Origin of the sequence: Streptomyces sp. NPDC094143 (genome assembly GCF_040303825.1) — a bacterium.
GTDB lineage: Bacteria > Actinomycetota > Actinomycetes > Streptomycetales > Streptomycetaceae > Streptomyces.
Genome location: NZ_JBEOTZ010000004.1, coordinates 309,474 through 331,675 on the forward strand (window position 1 = coordinate 309,474; position 22,202 = coordinate 331,675).

General features: G+C 74.8%; 7 protein-coding genes and 1 pseudogene. 1 reads left to right on the plus strand and 7 read right to left on the minus strand.

Annotated features, from left to right (window positions below):
* Nucleotides 1-22: 22 nt before the first annotated feature.
* The 7 genes and pseudogenes from ABTZ58_RS07985 to ABTZ58_RS08015 form a co-directional block, all read right to left on the minus strand.
* Nucleotides 23-3,148 carry a type I polyketide synthase gene (locus ABTZ58_RS07985; RefSeq protein WP_351351804.1) on the minus strand — a complete coding sequence of 1,042 codons (3,126 nt, stop codon included), beginning with the start codon at nt 3,146-3,148 and terminating at the stop codon, nt 23-25.
* 1 nt (nt 3,149) lies between these two features.
* Nucleotides 3,150-9,788, minus strand: a complete 6,639-nt coding sequence (locus tag ABTZ58_RS07990; RefSeq protein ID WP_502996027.1) for a type I polyketide synthase — start codon at nt 9,786-9,788, stop codon at nt 3,150-3,152.
* Between the two features lie 60 nt (nt 9,789-9,848).
* Nucleotides 9,849-15,416 (minus strand): annotated as a pseudogene (locus tag ABTZ58_RS07995) (SDR family NAD(P)-dependent oxidoreductase); the annotation flags it as partial.
* A gap of 50 nt (nt 15,417-15,466) precedes the next feature.
* Nucleotides 15,467-18,541: a type I polyketide synthase gene (locus ABTZ58_RS08000; RefSeq protein ID WP_351351813.1), complete on the minus strand. Its 3,075-nt coding sequence runs from the start codon at nt 18,539-18,541 to the stop codon at nt 15,467-15,469.
* Between the two features lie 54 nt (nt 18,542-18,595).
* Nucleotides 18,596-19,336 (minus strand): thioesterase II family protein, encoded by a 741-nt coding sequence (locus ABTZ58_RS08005; protein ID WP_351351816.1) that lies wholly within the window; start codon nt 19,334-19,336, stop codon nt 18,596-18,598.
* The gene (locus tag ABTZ58_RS08010; protein WP_351351819.1) at nt 19,333-20,583 is read right to left on the minus strand and encodes a cytochrome P450; all 1,251 of its coding nucleotides are present in this window, start codon (nt 20,581-20,583) and stop codon (nt 19,333-19,335) included. Before ABTZ58_RS08010 ends, ABTZ58_RS08005 begins: the two co-directional genes overlap by 4 nt.
* Nucleotides 20,580-20,891 (minus strand): acyl carrier protein, encoded by a 312-nt coding sequence (locus ABTZ58_RS08015; RefSeq protein ID WP_351351822.1) that lies wholly within the window; start codon nt 20,889-20,891, stop codon nt 20,580-20,582. Before ABTZ58_RS08015 ends, ABTZ58_RS08010 begins: the two co-directional genes overlap by 4 nt.
* A 448-nt stretch (nt 20,892-21,339) precedes the next feature.
* Between ABTZ58_RS08015 and ABTZ58_RS08020 the strand changes: the two genes are divergently transcribed.
* On the plus strand, nt 21,340-22,176 hold the full coding sequence (locus ABTZ58_RS08020; RefSeq protein WP_351351825.1) for a putative nonproteinogenic amino acid hydroxylase: 837 nt from the start codon (nt 21,340-21,342) through the stop codon (nt 22,174-22,176).
* The last annotated feature ends 26 nt before the right edge of the window (nt 22,177-22,202 follow it).

Below are 22,202 nucleotides of genomic sequence, written 5' to 3' on the forward strand. Positions count from 1 at the left end.
GGAACACGGAAGGCGGGCACGTTCACGCGGGGTCGCCTTCGGCCATCGTGGACAGGATGTGCCGGGCGATCAGTCGCGGGGACGGGTGGCGCAGCACCAGGTTCGCCCGGAGCTTGAGTCCCGTCGTCGCGGCGAGGCGTTTGCTCAGTTCGACCGAGAGCAGCGAGTCGAACCCGAACTGCCGGAACTCCCCGTCGGGGTCCAGGGCGTCGGCCGAGGCGTGTCCGAGGACGGCGGCGGCCCTGTCGAGGACGTGGCCGAGGACGATCGCCTCCGCGTCGGCGCCGGACCGGCCGGCGAGCAGCTCCGGCAGGGAGACCGGGGCCTGGTCGCCGGGGGCCTGATCCGTCGGGGGCAGTTCCACCGTCACGGCCGTGTGCGCGGAGCTCAGCCAGTAGCGCTGCCGGTCGAAGGCGTAGGTCGGCAGCTCCACGCGCTGCCGCCCGCCGAACAGGGACTCCCAGCGCACGGCCCCGCCGTGGACGTGCAGCCGGGCCAGTGAGTCCAGCACGGCGTCGGCCTCCCCCCGGTCCCGCCGGGTGGAGGACAGGACCACGGCGTCGTCCAGGTCCTCCACCATCTCCTGCACCGGATACGTCAGTACGGGATGGGGGCTCATCTCCACGAACACCCGGAATCCGTCGTCGAGCAGATGCCGCACGGAGGTCTCGAAGCGGACGGGTTCGCGCAGATTGGCGTACCAGTAGCCGGCGTCCAGCTCCGCGGTGTCCGTCTTCCGGCCGTGCAGGGTGGAGTAGAAGGGCAGCGCGGACGTCTTCGGGCTCACGTCGGCGAGCCGGCCGAGCACCTGGTCGCGGACCCGGGTCACCTGCGGCGAGTGGGAGGCGTAGTCCACCGCTATCCGCCGGGCCTGGACGCCCTCGGCGTGCATCTTCCCGACGAACTCGTCGAGGGCCTCCGGTTCGCCCGACACCACCACCGAGCGGGGCCCGTTGACGACGGCGACGCTCACCCGGTCGCCCCAGGGTGCCAGGCGCGCCCGGACCAGGTCCGCGGACTCCGTGACGGACGCCATGCCGCCGTGGCCGACGAGAGCGGTCAGGGCCCGGCTCCGCAGCGCCACGATCCTCGCGGCGTCGCGCAGGGACAGCGCGCCGCACACGTGGGCGGCGGCGATCTCGCCCTGGCTGTGTCCGACCACCGCGGCCGGTTCGACGCCCCAGGACCGCCACAGGGCAGCCAGGGAGACCATGACCGAGAACAGGGCCGGCTGCACCACGTCGACCCGGTCCAGCGTGGGTGCCCCGTCGGTGCCGTGCAGGACGTCGGGCAGCGACCAGTCGGTCCACTCGGCGAGGGCGTCCGCGCACGCGTCGAGGGAGTGCGCGAACGCCGGGAAGGTGGCGTACAGCTGCCGTCCCATGCCGGCCCACTGCGAACCCTGGCCGGGGAACATGAAGGCGATCTCGCCGAGGTCGGCGGCGGCACCGCGCACCACCCCGCCGGAGTCCGTTCCGTCGCGCAGCGACGCCAGGCCGCTCAGCAGTTCCTCCCGGTCGCGGCCGAGGACGACCGCGCGGTGCTTGAAGCGCGAGCGGCCGGAGGCCAGCGACCAGCCGGTGTCGGCGGGGTCCGGGTCCGTGCGGGCGGCGGCGAAGGCGTGCAGCCGGCCCGCCTGCCGTGCCAGGGCCGCGGCGTCCTTGCCCGAGACGACCCACGGCACGAGGCCACCGGTCACGGCCGGGCCGGTGCCGCTCCGCTCCGCCGGCTCCCGCGGGGGCTCCTCCAGGATGACGTGGGCGTTGGTGCCGCTGACGCCGAACGACGACACGCCGGCCAGCCGGGGACCGTCCGGCCTGGGCCACGCGCGTCCCTCCTCCAGCAGCCGGACCGCCCCGGACGACCAGTCGACGTGCCGGGAGGGCGTGTCCACGTGCAGCGTCTTCGGCAGCCAGCCGTGACGCATGGCCAGCACGGCCTTGATGACGCCGCCGACCCCGGCGGCGGCCTGGGCGTGACCGATGTTGGACTTCAGGGATCCGAGCCACAGCGGCCTGTCGCGTTCCCGGTCCTGCCCGTAGGTCGCCAGCAGGGCGCCCGCCTCGATGGGGTCGCCCAGGACGGTCCCGGTGCCGTGCGCTTCGACCAGGTCGACCTGTGCGGCACAGACCCCCGCGTTGGCCAGGGCGGTGCGGATCACCTGCTCCTGAGCGCGGCCGTTGGGGGCGGTCAGCCCGTTGCTGGCCCCGTCCTGGTTCACCGCGCTGCCGCGCAGGACGGCCAGCACCGTGCGGCCGTTGCGCCGGGCGTCGGACAGTCGTTCGAGAAGCAGCACACCGACGCCCTCCGCCCAGCCGGTGCCGTCGGCCCCGTCCGCGAAGGCCCTGCACCGCCCGGTGGGGGACAACGCCCGCTGCCGGGAGAACTCCACGAAGATCGCGGGGGTGGGCATCATCGACGCCCCGCCCGCCAGCGCGAGCGAGCACTCCCCCGACCGCAGCGACTGCGCCGCCATGTGCAGGGCGACCAGCGACGACGAGCACGCCGTGTCCAGGGACACCGCCGGTCCGGTCAGGCCCAGTTGGTAGGCGACCCGGCCGGACGCGACGCTGAGGGCGCTGCCGTACAGCAGGTGGCCCTCCAGTTCGCCGTGGTGCGCCTCCAGGAAGCGCCAGCCGTACTCGGAGGAGCTGACGCCGGTGAAGACGCCGACGTCGGTGCCGCGCACGTCGGCGGGGACGATGCCGGCCCGTTCGAAGGCCTCCCAGGAGGTCTGCAGCAGCAGCCGGTGGTGCGGGTCGACCGTCAGCGCCTCGCGCGGGCTGATGCCGAAGAACCCCGCGTCGAAGTCCGCCACGCCGTCCAGGAAGCCTCCCTGGCGGGTGGAGGAACGGCCCACGGCGGCGGGGTCCGGGTCGTAGACGTCGCGCCAGCCTCGGTCCTGCGGGAACTCGTCCACGGCGTCGACGCCGTCGCGCACCAGAGTCCAGAGATCCTCGGGCGAGGAGACGCCTCCCGGGTAGCGGCACGCCATCGCGACCACGGCGATCGGCTCGGCGTGCCGGGCCTTCAGTGCCTCGTTCTCCTGACGGAGGCGGTCGCGTTCCTGCAGCAGGGTGCGCAGTGCGCGCTGCACCCGGTCCGCGTCGTTCGCGCCGTCCGCGGTGCGGTCCGCGAAGTCGTCCATGTCACTTCCCCCTCTCGTCCAGGGCCAGTTCGACCAGTGCGTCGATGTCGAGGCCCGTCAGTGCCGGCGCGTCGGGGCCGTCCTGCGTCTCGTGCCGGGCCACGGGGCCCGGCCGGGAGGGGCCGGCGCAGGCCAGCACCGGTTCGAGCAGCCCCGCGTCGCGCAGCCTGTCGATCGGGACGGTCCGCAGCACCTCCCGGATCGCGGCGTCCTCGTCCGGTCCGGTCCGGGCCGCCGGGCGCACCAGGCCGGTCAGGTGCAGCCCCAGTTCGCGCGGCGTGGGGTAGCTGAAGACCAGCGTGGTCGGCAGGCGCAGTCCGGTCGCGGCGCCCAGGCGGTTGCACAGTTCGACCGAGGTCAGCGAGTCGAATCCCATGGGCGTGAACGCCTGGTCCGCGTCGACGGCCGTGCCGGAGGGGTGTCCCAGCACGAGGGCGACCTGGTCCCGGACGAAGTCGAGGACTGCGGTCTCCGCCTCGTGATCCGGGAGCGCGGCCAGGGCGGCGGGCAGCCCGGGCGCGGAGGCCCGCTCGGGGGCGGCCGTCCGGGGGCGGCGGGCGCGGCCTGCGTCGGCCAGGTCGCGCAGCAGACCGGGCCGTTCGTCGCGCGGCGCGGCGCGCAGCGCGGCGAGGTCCAGCCGGGCCGGGACGAGGACCGGCTTGCCGAGTGCGCACGCCGCGTCGAACAGGTCCAGCGCGTCGGGGGTCGGCATGGCGGCGACGCCCATCCGCCGTACCCGGGACAGGTCGGCGCGGTCCAGGTGCCCGGTCATGCCGCTGCGCTGCTCCCACCAGCCCCAGCACAGCGACGTGCCGGGGAGGCCGGACGCCCTGCGGCGCACCGCCAAGGCGTCCAGGAAGCCGTTGGCCGCCGCGTAGGCGGCCTGTCCCGCGGCGCCGAGCGTTCCCGCGAGGGCGGAGAACAGCACGAACGCGCTCAGGGGGCGCCCGCGGGTGAGTTCGTCGAGGTGGGCCGCGCCGCCGGCCTTGGCCCGCAGCGCCTGGTCGAGCCCGTCCGCGGTGAGCGCGGCGACGGTGCCGTCGGCCAGCTCCCCCGCCGTGTGCACGACCGCCGTCAGCGGGGCGGGTCCGGGCAGGCGGGCGAGCAGGTCCGCCACCGCGGCCCGGTCCGCGACGTCGCACTCCACGACCTCCACCGTCGCGCCCGCGTCCGCGAGGTCCGACACCAGCGCGGCGGCTCCCTCTGCGGCCATGCCGCGGCGGCTCGCCAGCACCAGGCTGCGCACCCCGCGTGCCGTGACGAGGTGGCGCGCCACCAGCGACCCCACGCCACCGGTCCCGCCGGTGACCAGGACGGTCCCGCCGCCGAAGTCGTCGGCCAGGTCGAGGATGAGCTTGCCGATGTGCCGTCCCTGGCTCATCTCGCGGAACGCGGTGCGCGCGTCGCGGACGGGCCGGACGGAGACCGGGTTGAAGTGCAGCCGCTCCTCGGCGAACAGGTCCATGACGGCCCGGAACATCTGGTGGATCCGGTCCGGGCCCGCCTCGTAGAGGTCGAAGGCCTGGTAGGCGACGCCCGGGTGGTCGGCCGCGACCCGGGCGGGATCGCGGATGTCGGTCTTGCCCATCTCGATGAAGCTGCCGCCGGCGGGGAGCAGGGTCAGCGAGGCGTCGACGTGGGCGTGCGCGAGGGAGTTCAGCACGACGTCCACGCCGCGGCCGCCGGTGGCGTGCCGGAAGACGGTCGCGAACTCCAGGTCCCGTGAGGAGGCGAGGTGGTCGTCGTCCAGTCCCATGGCCCGCAGGGCGGGCCATTTGGCGGGGCTCGCGGTCGCGTACGTCTCGGCGCCGATGTGCCGCGCCAGCTGGACGGCGGCCATGCCGACACCGCTGGCCGCGGCGTGGACGAGGATCCGTTGCCCCTTCTCCAGCCCGGCGAGGTGCACGAGCGCGTGGTAGGCGGTGAGGAAGGCGCCCGGCACGGACGCCGCCTCCGCGTGGCTCCACCCGTCGGGGACGGGCACGAGCAGACGGTGGTCGGCCACGGCCACGCGGCCGAAGGCTCCGGTGAAGATGCCGGTCACCCGGTCGCCCGGGGCCAGGCCCGGCACGTCGTCGGCCACCTCCAGGACGGTCCCGGAGCCCTCGCTGCCGAGTCCGGCGTCGATGGCGGTCCGTTCCACCAGGCCGAGGGCGATGGTGACGTCGCGGAAGTTGAGCCCCGCGGTGTGCACGGCGACCCGTACCTGCCCGCTGGTGAGGGGCGCTTCGACCTCGGGGCAGGGGACCCAGGTCAGGTTCTCCAGCGTCCCCTTGTCCGGGATGCCGAGCCGGTGGGGTCCGGCCGGGGGCGGCTGGAGCCGGCCGTGTGCGGGAGAGGCCGGCGCCAGGCGGGGAGCCAGGCACTGCCCGTCGCGCAGGGCCAGCTGGTCCGCGTCGAGGGCGAGCGCGTCCGGGAGGCGCTCCCAGGAGCTCGCCTCGTCGTCGATGTCCACCAGACGGAACCGGCCGGGGTGTTCGCTCCGGGCGGAGCGCAGCAGGCCCCACGCGGAGGCGCCTTGGAGGCTCACACCGCCCTGTCCGCCGCCGGTGTCCTGGGCCAGGCGCGTGAGGAGGACCAGGGTGGCCCCGGCGCAGCGTTCGTCGGCGAGGAGCCGCTGGACCGCGTCGAGAACACGCAGGCCCGCGTGGCGGACCGCGCCGAGCGGACCGGTGCTCCCGGCCGCGCCGGTGGGGTCGGGGGCGGCTTCGGGGCCGTGCGTGCCGTCGTCGTCCAGGCAGAGGACGATCTGCGCGGGGTCCGCGCCCGTGAGGGCCCCGCCCGACACGGCGTCCTCCAGGGACGCGCACCGCACGACGGACGGGCCGGCCGCGCCGGCGGCCCGGGCCGCGAGGCCCTCCCGCGCACCGATGACGATCCGCCTCCCGCCGGGAGCCGTGCCCGCACCGGGCGGGACCGGCGCCCACTCCACTTCGAACAGCGCGGACCCGTGCGCGCCGCGCACCGCGCGGACCTGCTCGGGGCCGGCCGGCCGGAAGGTCAGCGCACCGATGCGGGCGACCGCCCGCCCCTGGTCGTCGGCGACCACCACGGACACGACACCGTCGCCGGCCGGGGAGATCCGCACCCGCACGGCCGGGCCGCAGGCCCCGGCCACGTCGACCCCGCTCCACGAGAAGGGCATCCAGCCCCGGGCACCGTCCACCTCGATGACCTCGCCGGCCACCACCGCGTGCAGCACCGAGTCCAGCAGCGCGGGGTGCAGGGCGAAGCCGTCGTCGGCCGAAGTGCCGTCCGTCCGGGGCAACGTCGCGGTCGCGAAGAGGTCCTCGCCCCGCCGCCACACCTCGCGCAGGCCGCGGAACGCGGGGCCGTAGTCGAAGCCCGCGTCCGCGAAGGAGTCGTACAGCTCCGTGATGTCGATCCGCTGCGCACCGGCCGGGGGCCACACGGCGAGCGGCGCCGCGTCCTCGGGGGCCCCGGACGCGGGCGCCGCGGCGGGCGCCAGACGGCCCGTCACGTGCCGGGTCCAGCCACCGGGTGCCGCACCGTCCTCGCCGGAGTGCGAGAACACCTCCAGAAGACGGCGTCCGGTGTCGTCGGCGGCACCGGCGACGATCCGCACCCGTGTCTCCCCGGAGGCCGCGAGGACCAGGGGCACTTCGAGGGAGAGTTCCTCGACGGCGGGGGCACCGGCGCGGCGGCCCGCCGCCAGGGCGAGGTCCAGGTGGGCCGTCGCCGGTACGACGACCTCACCGAACACGGTGTGGTCGGCCAGCCAGGCATGGGTCCGCAGGGACCACAGGCCGGTGAGGACGACCTCGCCGGTGCCGGGCAGGTCGACCTCGGCGCCGAGCAGCGGGTGATCAGCGGTGGCGAGCCCGGCGGCGGACAGGTCCGGCCGGCCAGCGGCGGCCCGGAAGTCCAGCCAGTAGCGCTGCCGCTGGAAGGCGTACGTCGGCAGGTCCACCGCCCCGCCCGCCGGGAGCAGGGCGCTCAGGTCCACGTCCACGCCCCGCACGTGCAGCCGGGCCAGCGCGGCGACGAACGCCTCCTCCGGCTCGCGGTCCCGCCGTGACACCGGCACGACCAGCGTGTCGTCCGCGCCCTCGTGGGCGAAGGCCTCCTTGGTGATGCCCGCGAGGGTGGAGCCGGGGCCCACGTCGAGGAAGACGTCCGCGCCGGACTCGCGGGCGTGCCGTACCGCGTCGTGGAAGCGGACGGGTTCGCGCACGTGGCGCACCCAGTGCGTGACCGACGTCAGCTCCCCGGCGGTGGCCTCGCGGCCCAGCAGGGACGAGACGACGGGGATCTGCGCGGCGCCACCGCCGAGTTCGCCGAGGAACGCCGCGAAGGCGTCCAGGACGGGGTCCATGAGCGGGGAGTGGAACGCGTGACCGACGGCGAGCAGCTTCGCGGAGGTTCCGTCGGCGACGAGCCGGTCGCGCAGGGCGTGGACCTGGTCGCGGACGCCCGAGACGACGACCGACGCGGGAGCGTTGACGGCGGCGACGCCCACCCGGTCGTACGCGGCGAGCAGGGCCCGCACCTCGTCCTGCGGGGCGCGTACGGCCAGCATCGCGCCCGGCTCCTCGACGGTCTGCATGATCCTGCCGCGGGCGGCCACGAGCCGGGTGGCACTGTCCAGGTCGAGGGCGCCGCAGACGTGGGCGGCGGCGATCTCGCCGACCGAGTGACCGATCAGCCGGCCGGGGGGCGGGCAGTAGCGCGTGATCAGGCGGTACAGGGCGACCTGGAGGGCGAACAGCGCCGGCTGGGCGATGTCGGTGCGGTGGGCGAGGTCGTCGGCGGGCCGGCCGGACAGCAGCAGGGGCCTGAGGGCGAAGGGCAGGTGGGCGTCGAAGCGGGCGCACACCTCGTCGAGGCTCCGGGCGAAGACCGGGAAGGCGTCGTACCACCGGGCCGCCGCGCCGGCCCAGCGGGAGCCCTGCCCGGGGAAGAGGAAGACGGTGCCGCCGGGCTCCCCGGCGATTCCGCGCACCACGTCGGCGGACTCGGCGCCCTCGCTGAGCGCCGCGAGACCGCGCAGGAGTTCGTCCCGCTCGTGACCGAGCACCACCGCGCGGTGCTCGAACCGGGCCCGGGCCGACGCCAGCGAGCGTCCGACGGCGGCGACGTCGGCCCGCGGATCCGCGACGGCGAAGCCGTGCAGCCTGTGCGCCTGCGCCCGCAGCGCCTCGGCCGAGCGCGCGGAGACGATCCACGGCACCACCGTCGTGGCATGCCCGGCCGGGTGACCGGCGGCGGACGCGTCCCCGGGGGGTGCTTCCCCGGCCGGTTCGCGGCCGGCAGGCCGGTCCGCAGCGGGCGTCACCTCGGCGGGGGCCTCCTCCAGGATCAGGTGCGCGTTGGTGCCGCTGGCGCCGAAGGCGGACACCCCCGCCCGCCGGGGACGGCCCGGGGCACTGGGCCACTGCATGGCCCCGGTCAGCAGTTCCACCGCGCCGGCCGACCAGTCCACGTGCGTGCTGGGGCGGTCCACGTGCAGGGTCTTGGGCATCGTCCGGTGCCGCATCGCCATGATCATCTTGATGACCCCGCCGACGCCGGCGGCCGCCTGAGCGTGGCCGATGTTGGACTTCAGCGACCCCAGCCACAGCGGCCGGTCGCGGTCCCGGTCCTGCCCGTAGGTGGCGAGCAGCGCCTGCGCCTCGATCGGGTCGCCCAGCTTCGTACCCGTGCCGTGCGCCTCCACCACGTCGACGTCGCTCGCCCGGACCCGGGCGTTGGCCAGCGCGGCCCGGATCACCCGCTGCTGCGCCGGGCCGTTCGGCGCGGTCAGGCCGTTGGACGCGCCGTCCTGGTTGATCGCCGAGCCCCGGATCAGGGCCCAGACGCGGCGTCCGTTGCGCCGCGCGTCCGACAGCCGCTCCAGGACCAGGACCCCGGCGCCCTCGGAGAACCCGGCGCCGTCCGCCGTGTCGGAGAACGCCTTGCACCGGCCGTCGGGCGCCAGGCCCCGTTGCCGGGACATCTCGCGCAGGACCTGCGTCGTCGCCATGACGGTGACTCCCCCGGCGAGGGCGAGCCCGCACTCGCCCTGCCGCAGCGACTGCACCGCCTGGTGGATCGCCACCAGGGACGACGAGCACGCGGTGTCGGTCGACACCGCCGGTCCTTCCAGGCCGAGGACGTAGGCGACGCGTCCGGACGCCACGCTCAGCAGTGAGCCGGTCTGGCCGTAGCCGGAGATGACCTCGGGGGTGGTGTGGTGGTCGCCGTAGCCGAAGTAGGCGAGTCCCGCGAAGACACCGGTGGCGCTGCCGCGCAGGGTCCGCGGGTCGATGCCGGAGCGTTCCAGGGACTCCCAGGAGGTCTCCAGCAGCAGCCGCTGCTGCGGGTCGGCGGCCAGCGCCTCGCGGGGGTTGATGCCGAAGAACTCCGCGTCGAAGTCGCCCGCGTCGGGCAGGAAGCCGCCGGAGCGCGCGTAGCTCGTGTTGGGCCGGTCCGGATCGGGGTCGTAGAGGGCGTCCAGGTCCCAGCCGCGGTCGTCGGGGAGGCCGGCCACCGCGTCGCGGCCCGAACGCACCAGGTCCCACAGCTCCTCCGGGGACGCCGCCCCGCCCGGGAAGCGGCAGGCGGCGCCGACGACCGCGATGGGCTCGGCGGCGGCCTCCGTCAGCTCCTCCAGCCGTCGGCGGGTCTCGATCAGCTCGATCGAGGTCCGCTTGAGGTAGTCGAGGACCTCGGCGTTGTTGTCGTCACTCATCGCTCTCCCCTAGCCGAGCTCTTGGTCCAGCAGCGAGAGAAGCTCGCCGGCTGAGGCCGTACTGATCCGGTCGGTGATGCCGATCACCGGTCCCTCGCCCGCCATGGCGCGGACTCGGCCCTGCACCTGGCCCACCAGGGCGGACAGGGTGGCCCTTTCCTCGTCCGCGAGGGCGGGGAACTCCTCCTCCAGCCGGGCGCCCAGCCGCTCGATCTCCTCGGCCAGCCGGTCGGCCGGTGTCCGCTGCGGCCCGGCGGGGGCGGGCGTGACGCTGTCGATCAGGAATCGCGCGAGGGCCTGAGGGTTCGGGTGGTCGAACGCGAGCGTGGCGGGCAGCTTCAGGCCGGTCACCGCCGACAGCTTGTTGCGCAGTTCCAGCGCGGTGAGCGAGTCGAGGCCGAGGTCGCGGAACGCGACGGTGGGTCCGACCTGTTGACCGTCCTCGTGACCGAGGACGAGTGCGGTCTGCGCGCGCACGACGTCGCGCACCACCGCCTCCGCCTCGGCCGCCGGCTTCGACAGCACCAGCTGCGCCAGTTCGATGCCGTGCGTCTGCTGCCGGTCCGGACGGTCCGTGCCGGCGGACGGCGCGGGCAGATCGCGCAGGAGTGGCGAGAGGGTGCGGCCGGTGTGCGCGGCGCCGGGTCCGGACAGGTGCAGCCGGGCGGGCACCAGCACCGGCTCGTCCCGTGCGATCGCCGCGTCGAAGAGCGCGAGGCCCTCGTGCGACGGCATCGGCGACACGCCCTGCCGTCGCAGGCGCACGAGGTCCGCCTCCCCGAGCCCGGCGCCCAGTTCGCTGCGCTCGGCCCAGTAGCCCCAGCACAGGGCGGTGGCGGGCAGTCCCTGCGCCCGGCGGCTCTCGGCGAGGCCGTTGAGGAAGGCGTTCGCCGCCGCATAGCCGGCCTGTCCGGCCGTCCCGAGCAGGCTCGCGATCGAGGAGAACAGCACGAACGCGGACAGGTCCAGATGCCGGGTGGCCTCGTGCAGGTGCCAGGCGCCGTGCGTCTTCGGAGCGAGCACCGCGTCGACGCGGTCACCCGTCAGCGACTCGACGACGCCGTCGTCCAGGACGGCGGCGCAGTGGATCACCGCGGTCAGCGGGTGCTCGTCCGGGACGGCGTCGACCAAGCCGGTCACCGCCGCGCGGTCGGTGACGTCGCAGGCCGCCACCTCGACGTGGGCGCCCGCCCCGGTCAGCGCGGCACGCAGTCCGTCCACCGCCGGGGCCGTCGCCCCCCGTCTGCTGGTGAGCAGCAGGCGGCGCACCCCGTGCCGCTCCACGAGGTGGCGGGCCAGCATCGCTCCGAGGCCGCTGGTGCCGCCGGTGATCAGCACCGTCCCGGGCCCGAGGGCGGGACGGTCCCGGTCCGCGCCGGGTGAACGGGGTGCGGCGGCGGGGTGGGTGAGCCGGGGAGCGGTCACGGTGCCCGCCCTGATCCGGAGCTGGTCCTCGCCCGTGCCGGCCGCGGCCGGTACGCGGGCCCAGGAATCGGCGCGGCCGTCGGTGTCGAGGAGCGTGAACCGGCCGGGGTGTTCCGTCTGCGCGCTGCGCAGGAAACCCCAGACCGCCGCCGCGGCCGGGTCGGTGCGGGACCCCCGGCCGTCCTGGATCGCCTCACGGGTGACGACCACCAGGCGCGACGCGGAGAACCGGTCGTCCAGGAGCCACTCGCGGGTCCACCGCAGCACCCGGTGGAGTCGGTGTCCGGCGGCCTCGGGCGGAGTGTCCCCGTCGGCCCCCGCGCCGTCCGGCACGGCGAACACGACCGGGGGTATCCCCGCGCCGGAGGCGGCGAGTTCGGCCGGTCCGGCCAGGACCGGCCCGCCCCGCGCCAGGGACGAGGTGAGCGCGTCCGGCTCGCCCAGCACGGCGTACCGGCCGGTCTCGTGCGGCGAGGACGGTGCGGGTACCCAGTCCACCTGGTACAGGGCGTCGTGCCGGCCGGAGCCGGACTTCGCCGGCTTCCCGGTGTCCGCGGGCCGCAGGGTCAGCGACTCGATCCCGCCGGCCGGTGCCCCGGTCCGGTCCGCGAGGGTCACGGACACCGTGTCAGGTCCGGTGGAGGTGAGTCGGACGCGCAGTGCGCTGGGGCGGGCGGACGTCAGGCGGACACCCCGGAACCGGTACGGCAGCCGGCCCTGCGGGGTGCCGTCGGCGACCGGTATCAGGTTGGTGGCCAGCAACGCGGCGTCGAGCAGCGCGGGATGGATCCGGAAGCGGCTCGCCTGTTCCGCCCCGCCCACCGCCGGCAGCTCCACCCGGGCGAAGAGCGCGCCGTCGGCCTGCCACGCCTCCTCCAGGCCCCGGTACAGGGGGCCCGGCGCGAAGCCGAGGGCGGACAGCCGGGCGTACGCCGCCTCGCGGGACACGTCGGCCGCGTCCGCGGGGGGCCAGGCTGCGAGGCCGTCCGCCCGCGGGCCGACGCCGGTGTCGGAGCCGGCGAAACCCGAGGCGTTCCGGGTCCACCCGGCTTCGCCTTCGCCGCGCGAGTGCACGCCGATCACGCCGTTGCCGTCGACGACCACGCGAACCTCGCGTCCGGCCGGCCCGGACAGCAACAGTGGTTCTTCCAGGACGAGTTCGTCGACGACGTCGTGGCCCGCCCGGTGCGCGGCCCACACCGCCATCTCCAGCGGCACCGTGCCCGGCGCCATGGCGGTGCCGTGGACGAGGTGCCCGGCGAGCCACGGGTGGCGCTCGGGCGACAGGAACCCGCGGGCCACCACGCCGCCGCTCTCCGCGTCGTCCGGCAGGTCGATCACGGCGTCGAGGAGCGGATGGTCCGGCAGGGAAGCGGTGACGGTCTCGCGCGGTGTGTCCAGCCAGTAGCGCTGCCGCTGGAACGGGTAGGTGGGCAACTCCGCCCAGGGACCGTCCGGTTCGGGCAGGGCGGTGGGCCAGGACACGGGGACGCCCGCCACGAAGGCCTCGGCCGCCGACCGGTACAGCCGTGCGAACCCGCCCTGGCCGCGGCGCAGCGAGCCGGTCGCCACCCGGGGAGCTCCGGCGGTGTCGTCGAGCATCTGCTGGATGTTCACCATGAGCAGCGGGTGCGGGCTGACCTCGATGAAGGCTCCGTGGTCCGCCGCGAGCAGGCTCCTCATGGCAGCGTCGAAGCGGACCGGCTCCCGCATGTTGCGGAACCAGTAGGCCGCGTCGAGTTCCGAGCCGTCGAGGGTTCCACCGGTGACGGTCGAGTGGAACGCCACGGGTGAGGACACGGGCCGGATCGGAGCCAGCTCGTCGAGGAGCGGCTGCTCGAAGCGGTCCATCAGCGGCGAGTGGCCGGGGACGCCGGCCGGGATCGGGCGGGCGCGCACCCCTTGGGCCTCGCAGGCCGCCACCAGTTCCGCGACCGCGTCGGCCTCCCCCGACACGGTCGTGGAGTAGGGCCCGTTGACCGCCGCGATCGCGATGCGCGGTCCCCACGGCTCCATCAGCTGCCGGACCCGGTCCTCGGTCGCCACGATCCCGGCCATGCCGCCGTCCTCGGTGGCGGTGGCCAGGAGCCGGGACCGTACGGCGACGATCCGGGCCGCGTCCGGCAGGGACAGGGCGCCCGCCACGCAGGCGGCGGCGATCTCGCCCTGGGAGTGGCCGATCACGGCGTCCGGCTCGACGCCCAGCGCACGCCAGACCCGCGCCAGGGACACCATCATCGCGAACAGCACGGGCTGGACCACGTCGATCCGGTCCAGGTCGGCGGCCTCGGGGCCACCGCACACGGTGTCGACGAGCGACCAGGAGATCCACGGCTGGAGCGCCTGGGCGCAGGAGCGCAGCTGCTCGGCGAAGACCGGACTGGTCTGCCACAGTTCGCGTCCCATGCCCGGCCACTGGCATCCCTGGCCGGGGAAGACGAAAACCGTACCGCCGAGCGGCCGGGCGACGCCGAGGACCACGCCCCGGGGGTGCCGGTCCCCCGCGGCGACGGCCGTCAGGCCGGCGAGCAGCTCGTCGCGGTCCGCGCCGATCAGCACCTGGCGGTGCTCGAACAGCGAGCGGGTCGCCACCAGCGCGTGTCCCACGGCCGCGGCGGTGGGGCCGGCGTCCGCGGCGACGCGCTCCCGCAGACGCAGCGCCTGTTCCCGCAGGGCCTGCGGGGACCGCGCGGAGAGCACCCAGGGCAGGGCCGCCCCGTCGGTGGACACGCGTGGGGCGGCCGCGGGCGGACGGGCGGTGCCCTCCCCCGCCCCGGGCGCCTCTTCGAGGACGAGGTGCGCGTTGGTGCCGCTGACCCCGAAGGACGACACGCCCGCACGGCGGGGCCGTCCCGGCCGGGCGGGCCAGGGCTCGGGCTCGGTCAGCAGCTCCACCGCGCCGGACGTCCAGTCGACGTGCGGGGTGGGGCGGTCCACGTGCAGCGTCCGCGGCAGGACACCGTGCCGCATCGCCATGATCATTTTGATGATGCCGCCGACCCCGGCCGCGGCCTGGGTGTGACCGATGTTCGACTTGAGCGATCCCAGCCGGAGCGGTTCGCCGGGCTCCCGGTCCTGCCCGTAGGTGGCCAGCAGCGCCTCCGCCTCGATGGGGTCGCCCAGCCGGGTGCCGGTCCCGTGGGCCTCCACCGCGTCCACCTCCCGGGGGGCGAGACCCGCGTCGGCCAGGGCCGCTCGCACGACCCGCTGCTGCGCGAGCCCGTTCGGCGCGGTGAGACCGTTGGACGCGCCGTCCTGGTTGACGGCCGAGCCCCGGATCAGTGCCCAGATCCGCCGCCCGCCGCGCAGCGCGTCCGACAGCCGCTCCAGGACCAGCACACCCGCGCCCTCACCCCAGGCGGTCCCGTCGGCCGACTCCGCGAACGACTTGCACCGCCCGTCGGCGGACAGGCCCCGCTGCCGGGAGACCTCCACGAACAGGCCCGGACTCGGCAGCGCCGACACCCCGCCGGCCAGCGCCAGCGCGCACTCCCCGGACCGCAGGGAGCGCACCGCCTGGTGGACGGCGACCAGCGAGGACGAGCAGGCCGTGTCGGTGGACACCGCCGGGCCCTCCAGGCCCAGCACGTACGCCACCCGGCCCGAGGTGACGCTGGTGTACGTCCCGGCGATCCCGAAGCCCTCCACCTCGGCCGCCGTCCCACCGCCCAGCCGGGGACCGTAGTCGACCCCGTAGACGCCGGTGAACACGCCCGTGTCCGAGCCCCGCAGGGTTGTGGGGTCGATCCCCGCGCGCTCCAGGGCCTCCCAGGAGGTCTCCAGCATCAGGCGCTGCTGGGGGTCCATCGCCAGCGCCTCGCGCGGGCTGATGCCGAAGAACGGCGCGTCGAACTCCGCGAGCGAGGCGAGGAACCCGCCCCGGCGCGTGTACGTCCTGCCGGACGCCTCGGGGTCCGGGTCGTACAGCGCCTCCACGTCCCAGCCGCGGTCCCGCGGGAACTCCCCCGTCGCGTCCACACCGGCGGACACCACGTCCCACAGCTGCTCGGGCGACGTCACCCCGCCCGGGAAGCGGCACCCCGCGCCCACGACGGCGACGGGCTCGCGAGCCGACTCCTCCAACGCGCGCACCCGCTCGCGCAGTTCCTGCGCGTCACCGACGGCGCGCCGCAGGTAGGACCGGAGCTTGTCGACTTCCTCCACTGGGTCTCCTTCACCGATGACGGGGCGAACGGGCGGTGCTACACGTAGCCGCGCTCGATGAGCGCGTACAGCTCGTCGTCGCTGCGGTCCTCCTGGCTCGTCCCCTCCGGCTCGGCGGGCCGCGCGGCCGCCGGCGGCGCGAGGAGGGAGAGGAGGTGGCGGGCCAGCCGCCGCGGCGTGGGGTGGCTGAACGCGACGGTGGCCGGGAGCCGCACGCCGGTCGCCGCGGTGAGCCGGTTGCGCAGCCGCACCGCCGTCGAGGATTCGAAGCCCAGGTCCTTGAAAGTGCTGTCGGGGCGTGCCGCGAGGTCGCCGGCCGTCGGGCGCGGACCCTTGGCACCCCACGCGGCGGACGCCTCGGCGCACACGAGGCCGAGGGCGGCCGGTTCCGAGTCCGGCAGGGCCGTCGCCGCGCCCGCTTCGCCGCCCGGGTCGGGGGCAGGGCCCGGCTCGTCGGGCGAGGTCAGCCAGTACCGCCGCCGCTGGAACGCGTAGGCGGGCAGGGCGACCCGGCGCGGCCGGTGCGGGGCGAACAGCCCCGTGAAGTCCACCGGCGCTCCGCGCACGTGGACTTCGGCGAGCGCGGCCAGCAGGTCCGCCTGGCTCCCGTCCTCCTTGTGCAGGCTGCCCACCATCACCGGGGAGACGGCGAGCGCGTCGGCCGTCTCCGCCATCGCCACTTCGAGGACCGGATGGGGGCTGACCTCCACGAACACCCCGGCGCCCGCGCGCATCAGGTGTTCGACGACCTCGCCGAACCGCACGGTCGAGCGCAGGTTGTCGTACCAGTACGCGCCGTCGAGCGTCCGCGTGCCGAGCGGCCCGCCGGTGACGGTGGACCAGAACTGCACCTCGGGTGGTCGTGGTGCGAGGTCCGAGGCGGCCGTGCGGAGCCGCTCCCGGATGCGTTCGACGTGGTGGGAGTGCGAGGCGTAGTCCACCTTGACGCGCCGCACCCGCACGTCCTCCTCGGCGGCCCGCGCGGCGAACAGCTCCAGCGCCTCGTCGTCCCCGGAGACCACCACCGACGCCGGTCCGTTGACCGCGGCCGTGGACAGCCGCCCGGGCCACTGCCGCAGCCGTTCGCGCACCCACGCCGGGGACGCGGACACCGCGCTCATCCCGCCGGTGCCGGCCAGTGCGGTCAGTTCGCGGCTGCGCAGGGCGACCAGCCGCGCCGCGTCCTCCAGGGAGAGCGCGCCGGCCACGCAGGCCGCGGCGATCTCGCCCTGCGAGTGCCCCACCACGGCGTCGGGCACCACACCGAACGAGCGCCAGACCCGGGCCAGCGACACCATCATCGCGAACAGCGCGGGCTGGATGACGTCGACCCGGTCCAGTGCCGCGGCCGGTTCGGCGCCGGTCACCACGTCCACCAGCGACCAGTCCACCCACGGCTCCAGGGCCCGGGCGCAGGCGTCGATCCCGCGCGCGAACTGCGCCGACTCCGCGTACAGCCGGCGGCCCATGCCGAGCCACTGGGAGCCCTGCCCGGGGAAGACGAACACGACCGGTCCGGGCGGGCCCGGGGCCGTGCCCCGCACGGTCCGTTCCGTGCCGGAGCCGGCCGCCAGCTGGCCGAGGCCGGCCAGCGCCTCCTCGCGGTCACCGCCGAGCAGCACCGCCCGGTGCTCGAACCCGGTCCGGGTCGTCAGCAGCGAGTGGCCCACGTCGGCGGTCGTCAGGGAGGCGTCGGCGGCGACGAAGTCGCGCAGCCGGAGCGCTTGTTCGCGCAGGGCCGCCTCGGACCGGGCCGACAGCGCCCACGGCAGCACCTGCGAGCCGCGCGGGCCCGGTCCGGTGTCCGCGGCGCGGGCCGTGGGCGTCCGGGGGGCCTGTTCGAGGACGACGTGGGCGTTGGTTCCGCCCATGCCGAACGACGACACGCCGGCCCGTCGCGGCCGTCCGGGTGCGCCCGGCCAGGGCCGGGCCGTGCCCGGGACCTCGAAGTCGCGGTGGAAGTCGGCGATGGCGGGGTTGGGCGACGCGAAGTTCAGACTCGGCACCAGCAGGCCGCGGTCCACGCAGAGGGCCGCCTTCACGAAACCGGCGATGCCCGCGGCGGGCTCCAGGTGCCCGACGTTCGTCTTCACCGAGCCGATCGTCAGGGGCCGGCCGCGGCCGGTCGCCCGGAACACCTCGCGCAGGCCGGACGCCTCGGCCGGGTCGCCCAGGCGTGTGCCCGTGCCGTGGGCCTCCACGTAGTCGACGCTGTCGAAGGGGATGTCCGCGCGTGCCAGGGCGGACAGCACGGTCGCCGCCTGGGCGCCGGGGCTGGGATCCGGCATCCGGGCGGTGGCGCCCCCGCTGCCGACGCTCCAGCCCCGCACCACCGCGTAGATGTGGTCGCCGTCGGCGACGGCGAGGTCGAGCCGCTTGAGCAGCACGAACGCTCCGCCCTCGCCCCGGACGAAGCCGCTGGCGCGGGCGTCGAAGGAGAAGCAGCGGCCGTCGGGCGACAAGGCGCCCATGTTCGCCAGGCCCAGTCCCGACTCCGGATCGGCGATCAGCTCGACGCCGCCGGCCAGCGCCGTGTCGACCGCGCCGCTCCGGATCCGGTCGCAGCTCAGCGCCAGCGCCACCAGGGAGGAGGACTGGCCGGAGTCCGCGCAGTAGCTCATGCCGCGGACGTCGAACAGGCTGGAGATCCGGTTGGCGATCAGCGCACCGGCGGAGCCGAGCGCGGCGTGGTGGTCGTCCCGGTCGCTGCCGGAGGATCTGCGCAGCGCCTCGTATCCGGAGGGCGCGCTGCCGACCACCACGTCGATCTCGCGGCCCGCGAGCGCGCCCGCCGGGACCCGGGCGTCCTCGACGGCCTCCCAGGCCAGTTCCAGCCCCAGCCGCTGCACGGGGTCCATGGCGGCCGCCTCCGCCGCGTCGAGGCCGAAGAACTCCGCGTCGAATGCGTCGATGGTGTCGAAGAACGAACCCGCCCGCAGGGTGCCGGTGTCCGGATGGGCCGGGCTCGGGGCGCCGGCCGCCCGCTGCTCGGGGAACGTGCCGACGGTCGACCGGCCGTCGAGCAGCAGGCGCCAGAACTCCCCCGGGCCGCTCACTCCGGGGAAGCGGCACGACATCCCGATGACGGCGATACCGGTGGCTGGGCCACTCATACGAATCCTTTCCGGTCTCCGGGCCCGTGGCACGCACGGGCGGTCAAGCCGCGTTCAGCGCCAGGAGCCCAGCAACGAGACAAGTGCGTCGGGCGCGTGCATGAAGTCGTAGTGACCGCCGTCGACGACCCGGACGTCGACCGACTCCGCGTAGGGACGCCAGGCCTCCAGATCGTCCGGGTGCACGTCGGGGTCGTCCCGCCAGTGCAGGACGACGACCGGACACGGGAGCGTCACCGGCTCCGTACGCCGGTAGGCGCCCGCGGCGGCGTGGTCGCGGAGCAGCACCGCCAGACCCATGTCCACCATGTCCGGCCGCGGCTCCATCCCCCGGTCGCGCAGGAACGACTCCAGTCCGGCCCGGAGTTGGGACTCGGTCATGGCGAGCATGCGGTCGCGCGAGGCGTGGTGCGGCGCGGGCTGGCCCGACACGAACAGGCGCTCCGGCAGGGGCAGGCCCCGGTCGGCGAGGCGGAGCACGGTCTCGAAGGCGGGCAGTGCCCCCGCGCAGTGCCCGAAGAACGCGAACGGCCGGTCGAGCAGCGGCACCAGCGCCCCGGCGAGCGCGTCGGCGAGTTCCTCGTAGGTGCCGTAGTGCGGTTCGGCCATCCGGCTCTCCCGGCCGGGGAACTGAACCGGGCAGACCTCGGCCCCGTCGATCGTGGCCGGCCAGGCGCTGAACGCCGAGGCGCCGGCTCCGGAGAAGGGGAAGCAGAAGATCCGGGCGGGGTGGCCGGTGCCGGACGGCGGCCGGACGAACCAGGGTGAGGTGACGGTGGCGGATCCGGATGTCATGGCGTCCTGCGTTCCTGGACGACGACGGGGAGGTGGGTCATGCCGGCGATGAAGTACGACCGCAGGTGCTCGGGTTCGCCGGCGACCTCGATCGATCCGCAGCGCTGGAGCAGCTCTTCGAAGAAGACGCGCAGGGTCATCCGGGCCAGCGGCGCGCCGATGCAGAAGTGCGAGCCGAACCCGAACGCGACCTGGCGCTTGGCGCCGGTCCGGGTGATGTCGAAGGTGTGGGGGTCGGTGAACTGGGCGGCGTCCCGGTTGGCCGACCCGATCCAGGCGACGACCGCTCCGCCGGCCGGGACGGTGCCGCCGCCGATCCGGGTGTCTCCGACGGCGTACCGCATGAAGTTGCAGGCGGCCGAGGTCCAGCGCAGCCCCTCCTCCACCAGGTTCGGCACGAGTGACGGATCGGCCTGGGCCTTCTCGAACTGCTCGGGCCGTTCGACGAGGGCGAGCACCGTGCCCGAGACGGTGTGCGGGGTCGTCACGTTGGCGCCGAGGAGGATGCTGTAGCCGTTGAGGGCGATCTCCTCGTCGGTCAGTGGCGCCTCGCCCGCCCGCACGCTCATGAGGTGGTCGAGCAGGCTGGAGTCCTCGTCCCCGGCCGCGCGGCGTTGCTTGACCCACGCGGTGACGTAGGCGACGAGTTCATGGTGGGAGATGGCGAGCGTCGCGGCTTCGCTGCCCTGCCGGAAGTGCGGGTCCGAGGGGGCCGTCACCATCGCGGTCAGCTGCACCAGTTCGTCCCAGTCGCGCTCCGGGATGCCGAGCAGCGGCCCGGTGACGATGGCCGGCAGGAGCAGTGCCCGCTCGGCCAGGTCGAAGACCGAGCCGTCCAGCGCCGGTTCGAGGAACTTCACGATCGCCTGCCGGATCCGGTCCTCCCAGGGGGCCACGGCGCGCGCCGTGAGCCGGGAGCCGATCGCCCGGCGGACCTGGGTGTGCCGGGGCGGGTCGGTGGAGGTCATCAGCTTGCCCGCCGCGACGTCGTCGACGCCGAGGTGGGTGACGACCGTGCCGCGTTCGGAGGTGAACTCCTGGTGGGAGCCGAGCACCCGGCAGACGTCCTCGTAGCGCGTCACGGACCAGAACTCCCGCCCGTCGGCCGTGACCTGGTGGTGCAGCGGGGCCTCGGCGCGCATGGCGTCCCAGACGGGGTGGGGGTCGCCTTCGGTGTAGAGGTCCAGGTCGAACAGGTCGACGCGGTCGAGGTCGATGTCGCGTGCGGCGCCGGGCGTCAGCCTCATGTCAGCGCCTTTCCCCGCGCGATGAGCGCGGCGACCCGGGCGGGGGTCTGGGCCAGGTAGAAGTCGCGCACCGACAGCTCGACGCCGTGGTCGTGCCTCACCCGGTCGATGATCGCGATCCCGGTCAGGGAGTTGCCGCCGAGTGCGAAGAAGTCGTCGTCCGCCCCGACCTCGCAGCCGGCGAGGTGCTCCGCCCACAGCGCGCAGACCTCCCGCACGAGCGCCTCGGGCGCACCGCCGGCTGCTGCGTGCGCCTCGGTCGCCTCGTGGTGTCCACCTTGCCGGTGAGCCCGCGGTCGCGATTCCATCGCCACCTTTTCCTTTCTCCGAGGGACGCAAAGGCCCGTTTCGGGGGGCATTCACATGCCGCGCGGGAAGTTCACTGAATTTCGGTCACCGGACGAGATTAAAGCCCGGAATTGAATTTAGAAAGACACGGACCGGGTGCCGCGGACCTTCGGCGGCGGCCTGTTGTCCCGCCGACGGGACACCGTGGGCGCGCCGGGGCAAGGCGGCGACGAGCCCCGTGGACGGCATCCACCAGGGGAAGTTCAGGCTGCCCATCGTGCCATCCCTGGCGCTTCCGGGCGAGCGGATCGACGTTCCCGACCGGCTTTGGGGGCTACTCGCAGCCCTGGCGGCCACGTCATTGCCATCGCATTTTCGAAGAATTACTGTGACGCCCCGGAGGGCGCCCACGAACCTCCGCGCTCGTCGAAGTTCGTCAAAAACAACCATCTGCCGGAGGGGATTTCCTTGCTCAAGTCGCAACGGCTTGCGGTGCTGCCCATCGACGCGTACGACCTGGAATCCGAGTTGTCGGTCGTGGACCACCACGACTACGGGGGAGACTATGACGCCTTCACGTTCGGCTCATGGTCGTCGCATGTGCTGGCGAACGGAACGGGCGCCGACTCCGACACCGCGTTCCGCCCGCACGACGGCCGGCTGACCCTGACGGATCTGGGCAAGCGGCTGCCGAACATCATGGCGCTGGTGACCGACAACTTCCCCCTGGACCGGTTGCAGTGGGTGCGTGTCTTCAGCCTCCGGGACGGGCTGATCTCGCCGCACGTGGACTTCCTCGAGTTCTCCGAGCCGGGCACCCGGCTCCAGGTTCCGCTGCGCACCAGCGAGGAGTCCCTGCACTCCGAGAACGAGTCCGTCTACCACATCCGCCGCGGTGAGGTCTGGAAGATCCATTCGACCGACCCGCACTCCGCACGCAGCACCTCCCGGACCGCGCGGCTCTCCCTGTGCCTGGATTTCGCGGACTCCGAGGAGCCGATCGAGATCCGCAACGAGGTACCCGCGACCGAGCCGGTCCGCATCGTCGAGCGGCCCGAGCCGACCGACGCCGAGCTCGGCGATCTCATCGAGTCGGGGCGGGACTTCACCCCGGAGACGATGCGGCCGGCCTTCCGCCGGTTCGCCGAGCTGCACTTCGAGCGGCACGCGCACGCCACGGCGGCCTTCGACTGGTACGTGGAGGCCGCGCGCCTGACCGGCGACGACGACATGGTGGCCAAGGCCCGGGCCTTCCGCACGTACTGTGTCGAGAAGCGGGGCGACGGGGAGACGTTCGACTGGTGAACGACGCGGAAGCGCCGCAGCCGACC

Coding starts and splice junctions, on each gene's coding strand:
- ABTZ58_RS08000 (WP_351351813.1), bottom strand. CDS start 18,541: ATGAGTGGCCCAGCCACCGGTATCGCCGTCATCGGGATGTCGTGCCGC.
- ABTZ58_RS08015 (WP_351351822.1), bottom strand. CDS start 20,891: ATGGAATCGCGACCGCGGGCTCACCGGCAAGGTGGACACCACGAGGCG.
- ABTZ58_RS08010 (WP_351351819.1), bottom strand. CDS start 20,583: ATGAGGCTGACGCCCGGCGCCGCACGCGACATCGACCTCGACCGCGTC.
- ABTZ58_RS08005 (WP_351351816.1), bottom strand. CDS start 19,336: ATGACATCCGGATCCGCCACCGTCACCTCACCCTGGTTCGTCCGGCCG.
- ABTZ58_RS07985 (WP_351351804.1), bottom strand. CDS start 3,148: ATGGACGACTTCGCGGACCGCACCGCGGACGGCGCGAACGACGCGGAC.